Here is a 12,145-nt window from a genome sequence, read left to right on the forward strand (position 1 = left end):
ACCCCTTCAGTTTGGGATACTTTTGGGTGAGTTCAAGGTCGAGACCCTGAATCCCATTAATGAGTCCGCTGGAAGGTCGCTTCCGATGGCGCGGCCGGCGCCGGGCTTGCGTCGCGGCGGCAACGGATGGAAGGTAGCGCTCCAGAGATCGGCGCGCGGCGAAGGGGGAGAACGCGATGGAAGGCGAAGCGAGCCAGTGGGCGTCGCAGATGAATGCGGGGCTGCTCGCCCTGGGAATCGTGGCCGTGGCCGGGCTGCTGTTTGCCGTCGCGGGCTGGCGGCGGGCGCGGCGCGAGCAGGCGGCGCTGGCACAGCGTCTCGAGCAGCGTCTTGAAGAGAGTGACGCGCAGGTGCGGAGACTCGAGCACGAGCTGGCCCAGAGCGATGCCCAGCAGGACGATCTGCGCGAACGCCATAGTGAGCTCAATCGGCAGCTGGGCGCGCGGGACGAGCAGCTCGGAGCGCTCAACGAGCGCCTGGCGACGCTGCGCGAGCAGTATGGCCGGCTGGAGACGCGCCACGAGCAGCAGAGCCAGCAGCACGCCGAGCAGCTCGAACTGCTCGAGCAGGCCAAGACGCGCATGGGCCACGAATTCGAGTCGCTCGCCGGGCGCATCTTCGACGAGCGCCAGCGCGCTTACAGCGCCCAGAGCCGCGACAGCCTCGAGGCGCTGCTGAAGCCGTTTCGCGAGCAGGTCTCCGGCTTTCGCCAGCGGCTCGAGGAGATCCACGGCCAGGAGCTGCGCGAACGCACCACGCTCAAGGTGCAGATCGACCAGCTGGCGAGTCTCAACCGCCAGATCACCGAAGAGGCCGCCAACCTGACCCGCGCGCTCAAGGGCGACAAGAAGATGCAGGGTAACTGGGGCGAGGTGATGCTGGAGTCGGTGCTCGAACGCTCCGGTCTGCGCCGTGACATCGAGTATCGCCGCGAGGTCTCCATCGAAGGCGACAATGGCCGCCAGCGGCCGGACGCGGTGATATACCTGCCCGACGACAAGCATCTGATCGTCGACGCCAAGGTCTCGCTCAACGCCTATGTGCGCTACGTCAACGCGGAGGACGATGCCGAGCGTGAACAGGCGCTGCGCGCCCACGTCCAGGCGGTGCGTGCGCATATCGATTCGCTGTCCGGGAAGGATTACCCGCGCCTGCCGGGGCTGCACTCGCCGGATTTCGTGTTCCTGTTCATGCCCGTGGAGCCGGCCTTCGCGGTCGCCTTCCAGCACGACGAGACGCTGTTTCAGGACGCCTTTTCCCGCGACATCGTGGTGGTCACGCCGACCACGCTGCTGGCGAGCCTGCGTACGGTGTCGAGCCTGTGGAATCTCGAGCGCCAGAACGAGAACGCGCGCCATATCGCCGAGCGGGCCGGCAAGCTGCTCGACAAGTTCCAGGGCTTTGTCACGAGCCTGGAAGATGTCGGGCGGCATCTCGGTCGTGCCCAGGGCAGCTTTGACCAGGCGATGGGCCGGCTCTCCACCGGGCAGGGCAGTCTGGTCAGCCAGGCGCTGGCGCTTAACAAGCTTGGCGTGCGCATGAAGCGCGAGCTGCCGGCGCACCTGACTCGTGATGTCGATCCGGATGACGAGGCAGACGAGACGGACACGACGAACGCGGAGGCGGGCGCCGAGAGCAAGCCCGATCAGCCGCCGAGGTAGGCGGCCGATGCGGTTGATGCAGTTGATGCGGATGATGCGGGTGACGTGAGAGCCTGGCGCTGTCGGCCGGCCGTTGCCCGCTCGGCGGCGGTGAGACCGGGGCGTGTCCGGTCAGCCGCCGCTGCCTGAAGATGCCGCGCCAGCGTGCGTAAACAGATCAGCGACAGCAGCCGTCGTTCGTCACCCTCGCCGATGGCGACGAGCTGCTTGGCAGCTTCGACGGCGCCGACGCCCGGCTTGGCATCGCCTCGCCAGCGGGTGACGTGGCTCTCCACCGGCGCCTCGATGTACTCGATCCCGCGTGCGGCCGCGACGAGAAACCCGACCAGCCCCTGGCCACTGTCGGCGATTAGCAGCTGGGCGTCGTCGCCGGCGGGGGCATGCCCCAGCAGCCGCCCCAGATCGACCAGCGACACGCTCTGCCCGTGCCAGCGCCAGGTGCCCAGAAAGGTTTCATCGGCGGTCGGTGCGCGTTCCCGAGGCGCGGCCTCCACGCCCGCCAGCGTCTCGAGCCGCGCGGTGTAGGGGGTGCCGCAGTCGAAGTGCACGAAGGCGAAACGCTGCCGCTCGCGCTGGCGACGGGCCGCCGGCTGCGCGTTCAACGCCTGGTGCAGACGGGCGAGCGCGTCGACGTCGGCCAGGTCCAGCAGCCGGTCGGCGGCGAGGATCAGTGTCTCGGCACCGTTGCCGCGAGTGCCTAGCGTGCCGACGACGAGCTCGGAGTAGGGGGCGCCGGGGGCCAGCGGCTGGCGCTGCCCGTCGGCCGATGCGCCAAGCGCGATCACACGGTCGACGGCGAGCGCGACGCGCCCGCGATCGCCGGTGATGACGACCAGATGCGACGGCGGCTCCCGGCGTGCGGGCAGGCCGATCAATACGCGCGGATCGAACAGCGGCAATGTCGCGGCGTGCAGCGAGACTTCACCCAGATAGCCCGGCACGGTCAGCGACGGTGGGGTGAGCGCGCCGCAGCGGGCGACTTCCTGCACGGCTTCTGTCGCCACGGCCAGCGGAAGCCGCTCGCATTCGATGTGCAGCCAGCTGGTGTCTGCCGGCGGCTCGGTTGTCTTGGTTGTCTCGGTTGTCTCGGTTGTCTCGGTTGTCTCGGTCGTCTCGGTCGCCGCGCGCGGCGCTTCCGGTGGCGCACTCGGCACGTCGTGAACGGCGGCCATGCCGTCGAGGGCGAAAAGGGCTTCCAGATCCAGCCGGTAGGCAGGCCGGTCAAGTGACTCGTGAGTCACCGTCTGGGGGATCAGCGCATGCCGATGATGGCCGCTGTCCAGATCGTGCAGCTGTGCCGGGGTCACGCTCAGCACATCGGTCACCGCCGAGACGCGCATGGCGATGCGCCGCCCGCGATGCTGGAGGATCGCCATCAGATTGCCCACGGTGTCGGGATCGGCGTCGGCGGCGACCGAGGCGGGTAGCGCGAGTAGCCGGCCGAGATCGATCGCCGGCAGCGGCTGGCCACGCACCAGCAGAGAACCCAGCGACCACGCCGGCGCCAACGGCAGCGGCGCCAACGGCGTGTCGGTGCGGATCACTTCGCGCAGGGCATCGGCCTCGAGCGCCAGTTCGGTATCGCCGACACGCAGTACGCCCAGCGTCAGTCGGTTCATGGGGTGGGCAGACCGTTGTCGCTATCGTGGTGCGTGACGTGCGCCAGTTCCCGGATCAGCGAGTCGACGTGGTTTGCCGTGGCCAACTGACCGGCGGCGGTATCGGCAATTTCCTGGATCGAGTGCGTGGTCTGCGCGACACCCTCGACGATACGGCCAAAGGCGTCCACCGCGCGCTGCGAGATGCGATTGCCGCTTTCGATCCGCTTGATCGATTCACCCAGCAGGCGATTGATCTGGCGGGTGGCATCGGCGGACTTCTCGGCCAGCTTGCGCACCTCGTCGGCGACCACCGAAAAGCCGAGCCCGTGTTCGCCTGCGCGCGCCGCTTCGATCGCGGCGTTGAAGGCGAGCAGGTTGGTCTGCGACGCGATCTCGCCGATGACCTGCACGATCTCGTCGATATCTTCAGACGACTTCTGAATCGCCCGCATTGCCTCGCCCGAGTCGTCCAGTGCCTGGGTGCCGCGTTCCGCCTCGCGCTGGGTATCCTGCGCCAGCCGGCGGGTGATGTCGGTGTGCTCGGCGACCGCGGCGATCGAGGCATTCAGCTCGGCCAGGGAGACGCTCATGGCTTCGGCGCGCGCTTCGATCGCCTGTTCCAGCTCGACCTGCTCGGTGATATCGGTGGCGAACTTGACCACCTTGTAGGGCTTGCCTTCGAGATCGAGGATGGGGTTGTAGGTCGCCTGTATCCAGACGCGGCGGCCGTGGTTGCCCACCCGCACGAAGCGGCCGGTAAAGAACTCGCCTCGCGCCAGCGCCAGCCAGAAATCGCGATAGTCTCGGGTGGTGATGTAGTCGGGCTCGCAGAACAGGCGATGGTGATGCCCGATCACGTCGTCAGCCTGATAGCCCATGGTGTCCAGGAAGTTGCGATTGGCCGCCAGGATATTGCCCTTGAGGTCGAATTCGATCACGGCCTGGGCGCGGTCGATGGCGTTGATCTGGCTTTCGAACTCGGCGGTGCGCTGTTTTTCGGCGGTGATATCGAGCGCGAACTTGATGACCTTGTACGGCTGGCCGTTGTCGTCGAGCACCGGGTTGTAGGTGGCCTGCAGCCAGAGGTCACGCCCTGACTTGTCGCGGCGGTGGAATTCGCCGGACAGGAATTCGCCACGCCGCAGGCGCTGCCAGAAGTCGCGGTAGTCGGCACTGTCCGCCACCGCTGGCGGGCAAAAGAGGGCGTGGTGTTGGCCCTGAATCTCCTTGAGCTCGTAGCCCACGGCACACAGGAAGTGGTCGTTGGCCGTCAGCACGTGGCCTTCGAGATCGAACTCGATTACGGCCTGGGAGCGGTTGATGGCATTCCACAGGGCATTCAGCGGTACATCGACCGCAGGCGCCTCGGTGCGAACACCGGACGAATCGGAAACGAGCGACATAAGAAAGTCTCTGGTGTGATGAAGGAGTCGCTCGGTCCCTAGTACGGTATCAGTACATCATCCCATTTCCGATGCGACGCCGTTACAAGATATTACATTAACCCAAGGGCTTCAAGTTATACTTAGGATTGATATAGCTGAATAAGCCACCAGAACGGACAATGCCGCCCCTTGGGGCGGCATTATCGAGGTCGTCGAGGTCGGTTTTCGCCGCCCCAGCTCAGCCCAGGTAGGCGTTGAGCATCCAGACAGTCTTTTCCTGCTCGCGGATATAGTCGCTGGCGAGCGAGGCGGTGCCTTCGTCGTCGGCATCGCTGGCCTGAGAGAGGATGTCGCGCTGCAGTTCGATCAGCACCTGAAAGCCTTTCACCAGCCCCTGAACGCACTGTTTGCCATCGGCAACTTGCTTGTCTTCCTGAATCTCGGAAACCGTGACGTAGTCGCTGTAGGCGTGCAGCGGCTGGTAGCCGAGCGTCAGGATGCGTTCGGCGACTTCGTCGACCTTGGTCAGCAGGTCGGTATAGATCTCCTCGAACTTGGCGTGAAGCTCGAAGAACTGCTCGCCTTTCACGTTCCAGTGATAGCCGCGGGCGTTCATGTAGAAGATCTGGTAGTTAGCCAGCAGGGCGTTCAGTTTCTCCGCGAGCTGTGCGGCGCTGGAGGCGTGCAGACCAATGGCGTTGGTGTCAGACATGCGATCTCTCCTTGAAGTAGCTGGACGTTAGTCTAGCTTGGCGCATCGATAGTGCCCACCGAAGCGTCGGTATGGCACAGATAGTATCTGTCTATTACTGATGGCTGCCGCCGAAGGATCGTTGCCGTTCGACGGATCGCGGTGCCCCTTCCGGGTTTCGCGTCGGGTTTCGCCCGAGAGATGAGCATCGCGCCTGACAGGAATATCGGGGCCGGCAGCGAGTAACACAAGGGGGCGTGACGAGGCAGGCTGACGCACCCATGATGCGTCTCGCGTGGACAGGTCGCCCATCCGGGTGGCGCCTGGTCAGGTGCGACCAACCTGCCATGGGCGTCCGTCAGGCGCTGCCGATCTGCCAGAGACGGGCCAGCGTGCGGGCCCGGTCGGCCAGCAGCTCGCCGCAGCGCGCCAGGGCGTCGTCCAGCGAGAGCGGGCCGTCGGCGAGGGCGAAGGCGGCGGTGACATCGTGGTCGAAGGCGGCCTGCCAGTCGTCGCCGAGGCGGCCGGCCAGCACGACCGTGGGCACGCCGTGCCGCGCGGCCCGGCGAGCGATGCCGATCGGCGTCTTGCCGGCGAGACTCTGGCCATCGAGCTGGCCCTCCCCGGTAATGACCCAGTCGGCATCGGCCAGCAGCCTGTCGAAGCCGACCTGATCCATCACCAGTTCAATGCCGGGGCGCAGCGAGGCGCCGAGGAAGGCGCGCGCGGCGAAGCCCATGCCGCCGGCGGCGCCGGCACCGGCGAGGTCGCGGAAATCCTCGCCCAGCTGGCGCGCGACATGATCCGCGAAGTGGGCCAGGGCGTGATCCAGCTGCGCGACCTCGGCGGGCGAGGCGCCTTTCTGCGGGCCAAAGATGGCGCTGGCGCCCTTGGCGCCGAGTAGCGGGTTGTCGACGTCGACGGCGGTCTGGACCGTCAGCGAAGCAAGGCGGCGATCGAGCGCCGATAGATCGAGCGTGGCGAGATCGGCCAGGGCGCTGCCGCCCGGCGGCAACGGCTGGCCCTCGGCGTCCAGCAGCCGCGCGCCGAGGGCGCTCAGCATGCCGGCACCGGCATCGTTGGTCGCGCTGCCGCCGAGTGTCAGCAGGAGCGTCTCCGCGCCGGCGTCGAGCGCGGCGATGATCAGTTCGCCGACGCCGTGGGTGGTGCTGTGCAGGGCCGTGCGTTCGTCGCGCGCGATCTGCTGCAGTCCGCTGGCCTCGGCGAGTTCGATGAAGGCGGTGCGCGAGTCAGCGAGCCAGCCCCAGGCGGCGGTGATCGGCCGGCCCAGGGCGTCCTGCACGCGGGCTTCACGGCGCTCGGCGCCGGTGGCCGCGATCAGCGCATCCAGCGTGCCTTCGCCGCCGTCGCCCATCGGGCACGGGTGCAGCGCCGCCTCCGGCAGCTCGCGGCGCAGGCCGTCGGCAATGGCGGCCGCCGCGTCGCGGGCGGAAAGGGCATCCTTGAAGCTGTCGGGGGCAATGACGATGTTCATGGCATCCTCGGCTGGGTGATCGCGCGGATCGCGGTGTCGTCGCGGGTAGGGCTCGAGCATACCGCTTGTCGATGACGGCGGTGAAGCGGGCACGACGACTGGGGCGGAGTGAAGGGAAAGTTCATGGACCGGTCGCAGGGTCGATGGCATCCTGAACACTGTTCGTAATCGCTCGCGAGGATGACGCCATGAACGACTCTCGAGGTCGGCTCGTGCCCCGTACGCCCCTGCTGATGGGGCTGGGTATCGGTATGGGCCTGCTTGGCGGTTGCCAAACGATGCCGGAACCCACGGCCCCGGCTGGTGCGGATACGCTGCCGGCGGCCTGCCGCTGGAACGCGGAGGGCGAGTCGCTCGCGCGGCTGCGCGCCACCCGCGATGCGCTCGAGAGCCGCGGCTACGAGATCCTCGATACCGATGCCAGTCTGGGTCTGGTCAGCGCAGAACGCCGCACCCGCCAGCCGGGCCTTGGGGCCGTCAACAGCCCGTACGGGCGCACCGGGTTCTGGGGCGGCTTCGGCCTGGGCGGGCGCCACGGCTATTCGATCGGCATGATTCAGGGCTTCGGTGGCGGTTACAACACCGATCCGGTGCAGATCGAGCGCGTCTCGGTGGTCACGCCGGACACGACCACGCTGGTGGACCGCGACTCCGTGGTGGTCGACTACGACGGTTATCTGATCGATGCGCGCGCCTACAACCAGCCGACCTTCTGCGAGTCGTTGCGCGATGACATCGCCCAGCGGCTGAACCGTGCCACGCCAGCGACGACCGGGGAAACGCCATGAACCAGTGGAGGGCCAAGTCAATTGGCATCCCGAGAAGCCTGCTCGCCGGGCAGCGTCTCGGTGCCGGCCTGCTCGTGTTGACCATGGCGCTGTTCGCCGGCTGCGCCGTGGTGCCCGAGGACCAGCCGCGCAGCATCTCGCTGACGTCGGCGCCGGACGCGACGCTGCGAGCGACACTGGCCATGCTCGCCGAGCGCGGCTTCGTCATTCGCCACGCCGACAGCGACCTGGCGCAGATCGATGCCGTCCAGGCCTCCCGTTCCGGCTACGAGATTCATGCCGAAGTCAGCAGTGGTGACACCGTGCCGCCCGGCCTGGTGCTGCGCAACGGCGATACCTATCTGACCCTGAGCGGGCGACGCGGCGGTCAGCCGTTGGGCGCGGTCGAGCTCGATCCCTTATTCATCGACGTGCAGCAACGGCTGGGGGCAGTGCCTTGAGATTCGCTTCATTGATTGCCGGCGCTGCGCTGGGACTGGGCGGGCTGCTGGTGACGACCTCGAACGCCGAGGCACATCCCCACGGCTGGGTGGATATCAGCGTCGAGGGGCTGTTCGATGCGCAGGGCAACCTGACGGCACTGCGCCAGCGCTGGCGCATGGACCCGTTCTACAGTCAGGTGGTGATGGAGGACATGTCGCGGGTGGCGGGCGATAGCTCGATGGCGGAGCGGCTCGATGCGCTCGGCCTGGAGATCCGCAACAACCTGGCCACGCAGGACAACCTAACTCATATCACGCGTGACGGTGAGCCGGTGGCGCAGGCCGCGGTCGACGATACCAACACCGAGTACCGCGACGATCGCCTGATCTTCAGCTTCGTGTTGCCGCTGGCCGAGCCGCAGCCGATGGCCGGGCACACCCTGCACTACCGAATCTTCGACTCGACCTACTATATCGAGATGGTGCACGAGGCCAATGAGGATGGCTCGCAGCCGTTGCCGGAAGCGCTGACGCTCGACGATGCGCCGGCGGGCTGCACGACGCATATCGCCAAGGCCGATCCGGACCCTGCCAAGGTGATGGAAGCCGCGATGCTCGATCGCACCGAGCAGGGCGAGCCGAACCTGGGGCGCTTCTTCGCCGAGACGGGGGCGATCACGTGTCCGGGCTGATCCGTTCGCGGATCGGCTGGTCATTGGTCGGCGGCGTGGTACTGGCCGGTCTGATCTGGCTGGTTGCGCGCGAGTGGCAGCAGATCGGCATGCAGGTGGTGCTCTGGCAAGGGCGCCTCTATCACGCGCTGGTCGACGCCGTCGGCGCGATCAACCGGGCGCCGGGCGTGACGACGTGGAGCGTCCTGCTGGGCGTCAGCTTCGGCTACGGCGTGTTTCATGCCGCGGGCCCCGGTCATGGCAAGGTGGTGCTGAGCACTTATCTGGCCTCGCAGGGTGGCGCCTGGCGCCGGGCACTGGGGCTTTCGCTGCTGGCGTCGCTGCTGCAGGGCGTGACGGCGATCCTGCTGGTCGCCGTGCTGGTCTTCGGTTTCGGCTGGTTGACGCGAGAAGCGATGGGCAGCGTACAGCACGCCGAACTGGCCAGCTTCATGGTGGTCTCGCTGGTCGGTGCCTGGCTCTGCGGCCGCTCGCTGCTGCGGCTCTTCCGCGCTTATCGCCATCCGTCGCGTCGAGCCGCGGCTTCCTCGAGCGTGGGGCAGGTAACGCCTGGGTCCGCGATGGTCGCGGCCCACGCCGGGCGGGCCGCCGGGTTTGGCGTGCGCCCGGAGCCTTCGTCACCGCCGGCGGCGGGTTGTGGCTGCGGTCACGACCACCATATCGACCCGCAGACGGCGGGCGACTGGCGCACGGCGTTGTTGACCGTCTTCTCGATCGGTATTCGCCCGTGCAGCGGGGGCGTTCTGCTGCTGGGTGCGGCGGCACTGCTGGATCAGTTTTTCAAGGGCGTGGTGGCGGTCATGGCGATGTCGCTGGGCACGGCCCTGACCGTCTCCGCGTTGGCGCTGCTCAGCGTGCTGGCGCGGGAGTGGGTCAAGCGTCACCTCGGCACGCGCGCCGCTGGCCGGCCCTGGCAGGCCTGGTTCGGTCTGGCCGGAGGTGCGCTCATCCTGACGCTGGGACTCTCCTTGACGCTGGCCTGGTGGCAGCGTGGCGAGAGTGGCGCACCGCCGCTGTTGGGGACGCCTTCGATACAGACCGCGACACCGACGCCGAGCCCTTTTGGTGCTCGGCGCGACTAGGTTGCTGCCATCACGGCTTCAGTCGTCATTCGGTCAGCCCGGCTTCCTGCGCCAATCGGCGTAGCGTCTCGCAGCGGGCCTCGCTGGCGCCTTCCTCGTAGGCCTCGGCGCTGCCGTGACCCCAGATCGGGCCGGGCCAGGCATCATCGGTGCGAAAGCGCACGACCACATGCAGGTGGCACTGCGGCACGAGATTGCCGAGCGTGGCGATGTTGAGCTTGTCACCGCCGAAGTGGCGCATCATCGCTTCGCCGAGCTGGGTCGCTTCCTGCCACAGCAGGGTCTGCTCGTCGGCGGGCAGGTCGTAGATCTCGCTGATCTGCGGGCGACGCGGAATCAGGATGGCCCAGGGGTAGCGGGCGTCGCGACTCAGCCGGAGCTGGCACAGGTGAAGATCGGCGACGGGGATGCTGTCCTGCTGCAGGCGGGAATCGAGCGTGAAGGTCGACATGGTGACTCCGGTCGGGAAGGGCGAGCCGCCACTCTACGTCGCCGCCTGCGGGCGGTCGATAGTGGCGCTTCGGCCGCCGGCCGAATAACGGAAAAATGTGGTCAAGCTCGCGCGAACCGACTGGCGCGAGCGCCGCCGGTGTTAGGATACGCGCTGAGCCGCCGGAGATAGCGTACCGGGCGGCATCCCTACGGAGATTTCCCGATGAAAGCAGGATGGCGGTGGCTGGCCCTGATCGGCCTGCTGGTGACGTTGAGTGCGTGCAACACCATGCACGGGTTGGGCGAGGACATCGAGCGCGGCGGCGAGAAGATACAGAACGCGGCCAGTTGAGCGATTCGCGGGCAATCTTGCACCACTCTGCTATGGTGAATTCAGGTCGCCGACAGCGCGGCTTCTCCGGCTGCGGCTGGAGTCATAAACGTTAAGGAGGACGATAATATGAAACGTTTGATTGCTTTGACGCTGCTCGCGCTCTTCGGCGCAGGTGCCCTGGCAGGTTGCAATACCGTCGGCGGTGCCGGTCAGGATATCGAGGAAGGCGGTGAAGCGGTGCAGGACGCCGCTAGCTGATACCTCGACGCCCGGCCCCGCTCGTGGGCCGGGCGCGCGATGCCTGACGCGCGCTGACGCGGTTTTAGCTTTATCCCACCCTGCGTACGGTTTCGCTTACCAACGTATCGTTTCGCCTATCAACGTGTCGTTTTGCCTACCAACATATCGTTTCTTCAACAACGTATCGTGCCGCGTGCCGTCCCTGCCCCCTCGTGTGACTCCAGCTCCTTCCAGCCGCAGCCAGCTGCCTGAGACCTGCGCGAGCGTGCTATCGTGATACGCCCGCCGAGCGCCCCGGGACCCGCCCGGGAAGGCCCACACGCGACGGCGGGATAGGGAGTCCAACATGTCTGCATCATCTTCCCGTTCGCCGTCCGTATCGCCATCGCCAGCCACGGCCGATGGCCCGTTGCTGGAACTCGAGGAGGCGAGCACGCTCGCGCTGGATGCCATGCCCGGCCCGCGCGAGTCGCCTATCTCCATCGTCTTCAACGACACCGCTTACGCCACGCTTCTGGCCACGCCGGATCAGCTGGAATCGCTGGCGCTGGGGTTCGCCTTCAGTGAAGGCGTGATCGATCGCGCCGATGATGTCGAGCAGATCGAGATCGCGCCGAGCCGCCATGGTTTCCGGGTTCGACTGGCGGTCGCGCCGCGTATCGCCCGACGTGCCGAGAGCCAGTCCCGGGCGACGCTGTCGACCAGCGGTTGCGGTGCCTGCGGCGTGCAGGAGGAGTCCCAGCTACTGTTCGGCCTCACTCGGTTACCGACGTCATCCTTGCCGACAGCCGCGGCGATCACCGCGGGGTTGGAGACGCTGCGCGCACGCAGTGCTACCGGCATGCACCTGGCACTGGGGCTGGCGGCGGACGGTTCGCTGCGTTCGCTCGGGCAGGATATCGGCCGCCATAATGCCCTCGACAAGGTGATCGGCGACAGCCTGGGCGGCGCCGGCATGCCCGATATCGTGATGACCTCGAGCCGCTGCAGCCTCGAGCTGGTACAGAAGAGCGTACGGGCGCGTATCCCCGTGCTGGCGACACTCTCCTATCCCTCGACGTTGGCCGTGGACGTGGCACGCCACTGCAATCTGACGTTGATCAACTGCCATCGTGGCAAGCGGCTGGAGCTGTTGAGTCGTGGCGACTGCTAGCGTGGATTCGATCTGCCGGGGGCGATTGGTCGTGTATTGCCAAGGCGATGCTGCGCTCGAGCAGGCAGAAGCCGAGCGTTGCCATGGCAGGATTTTGGTTTAGCGCTTGCAATAAGCATGCGAATCGATTTTTGGCATGATATCCTGCGTCACTGTGACACACGGTTAC

Annotated in this window: 13 protein-coding genes; 8 read left to right on the forward strand and 5 right to left on the reverse strand. The window is 66.8% G+C overall.

Annotation, left to right across the window (positions count from 1 at the left end; translation table 11 throughout):
- The first annotated feature begins 176 nt into the window (after positions 1 to 176).
- Entirely contained in the window at positions 177 to 1,661 is a 1,485-nt protein-coding gene (locus MC381_RS10020; RefSeq protein WP_251977614.1) for a DNA recombination protein RmuC, read from the forward strand.
- Here the strand turns inward: MC381_RS10020 and MC381_RS10025 are convergent.
- From MC381_RS10025 to MC381_RS10040, 4 genes are all read right to left on the reverse strand, one after another.
- Entirely contained in the window at positions 1,646 to 3,280 is a 1,635-nt protein-coding gene (locus MC381_RS10025) for a chemotaxis protein CheW (protein ID WP_251977615.1), read from the reverse strand. The two genes, MC381_RS10020 and MC381_RS10025, sit on opposite strands and share 16 nt — an antisense overlap.
- Positions 3,277 to 4,665: a methyl-accepting chemotaxis protein gene (locus MC381_RS10030; RefSeq protein WP_251977616.1), complete on the reverse strand. Its 1,389-nt coding sequence runs from the start codon at positions 4,663 to 4,665 to the stop codon at positions 3,277 to 3,279. The genes MC381_RS10025 and MC381_RS10030 overlap by 4 nt, the downstream gene beginning before the upstream one ends.
- A gap of 220 nt (positions 4,666 to 4,885) precedes the next feature.
- Positions 4,886 to 5,359, reverse strand: a complete 474-nt coding sequence (locus tag MC381_RS10035; RefSeq protein WP_251977617.1) for a Dps family protein — start codon at positions 5,357 to 5,359, stop codon at positions 4,886 to 4,888.
- 337 nt (positions 5,360 to 5,696) lie between these two features.
- Positions 5,697 to 6,833, reverse strand: coding sequence for a glycerate kinase (locus tag MC381_RS10040; RefSeq protein ID WP_251977618.1), 1,137 nt, complete (start codon positions 6,831 to 6,833; stop codon positions 5,697 to 5,699).
- Between the two features lie 188 nt (positions 6,834 to 7,021).
- Between MC381_RS10040 and MC381_RS10045 the strand changes: the two genes are divergently transcribed.
- The 4 genes from MC381_RS10045 to MC381_RS10060 are packed head-to-tail and all read left to right on the forward strand — an operon-like array spanning position 7,022 to position 9,817.
- Positions 7,022 to 7,621, forward strand: coding sequence for a hypothetical protein (locus MC381_RS10045; RefSeq protein WP_251977619.1), 600 nt, complete (start codon positions 7,022 to 7,024; stop codon positions 7,619 to 7,621).
- Positions 7,618 to 8,061, forward strand: a complete 444-nt coding sequence (locus MC381_RS10050; protein ID WP_251977620.1) for a hypothetical protein — start codon at positions 7,618 to 7,620, stop codon at positions 8,059 to 8,061. Before MC381_RS10045 ends, MC381_RS10050 begins: the two co-directional genes overlap by 4 nt.
- The gene (locus tag MC381_RS10055) at positions 8,058 to 8,735 is read left to right on the forward strand and encodes a DUF1007 family protein (protein ID WP_251977621.1); all 678 of its coding nucleotides are present in this window, start codon (positions 8,058 to 8,060) and stop codon (positions 8,733 to 8,735) included. Before MC381_RS10050 ends, MC381_RS10055 begins: the two co-directional genes overlap by 4 nt.
- On the forward strand, positions 8,723 to 9,817 hold the full coding sequence (locus tag MC381_RS10060; protein ID WP_251977622.1) for a nickel/cobalt transporter: 1,095 nt from the start codon (positions 8,723 to 8,725) through the stop codon (positions 9,815 to 9,817). The genes MC381_RS10055 and MC381_RS10060 overlap by 13 nt, the downstream gene beginning before the upstream one ends.
- A gap of 25 nt (positions 9,818 to 9,842) precedes the next feature.
- Here the strand turns inward: MC381_RS10060 and MC381_RS10065 are convergent, their stop codons facing one another.
- Positions 9,843 to 10,268 (reverse strand): HIT domain-containing protein, encoded by a 426-nt coding sequence (locus tag MC381_RS10065; RefSeq protein WP_251977623.1) that lies wholly within the window; start codon positions 10,266 to 10,268, stop codon positions 9,843 to 9,845.
- Between the two features lie 204 nt (positions 10,269 to 10,472).
- On the opposite strand from MC381_RS10065, the gene MC381_RS10070 reads away from it, so the two are divergent.
- The 3 genes from MC381_RS10070 to MC381_RS10080 all read left to right on the forward strand — a co-directional run bounded on the left by MC381_RS10070 (position 10,473) and on the right by MC381_RS10080 (position 11,976).
- A complete protein-coding gene (locus MC381_RS10070; protein ID WP_251977624.1) occupies positions 10,473 to 10,601 on the forward strand; it encodes an entericidin A/B family lipoprotein in 129 nt (42 codons plus the stop codon).
- Between the two features lie 108 nt (positions 10,602 to 10,709).
- The gene (locus tag MC381_RS10075) at positions 10,710 to 10,841 is read left to right on the forward strand and encodes an entericidin A/B family lipoprotein (protein WP_251977625.1); all 132 of its coding nucleotides are present in this window, start codon (positions 10,710 to 10,712) and stop codon (positions 10,839 to 10,841) included.
- A gap of 328 nt (positions 10,842 to 11,169) precedes the next feature.
- A complete protein-coding gene (locus MC381_RS10080) occupies positions 11,170 to 11,976 on the forward strand; it encodes a formate dehydrogenase accessory sulfurtransferase FdhD (RefSeq protein ID WP_251977626.1) in 807 nt (268 codons plus the stop codon).
- Positions 11,977 to 12,145 lie beyond the last annotated feature (169 nt).

The sequence above is a fragment of the Salinicola avicenniae genome (assembly GCF_023736115.1).
GTDB lineage: Bacteria > Pseudomonadota > Gammaproteobacteria > Pseudomonadales > Halomonadaceae > Salinicola > Salinicola avicenniae.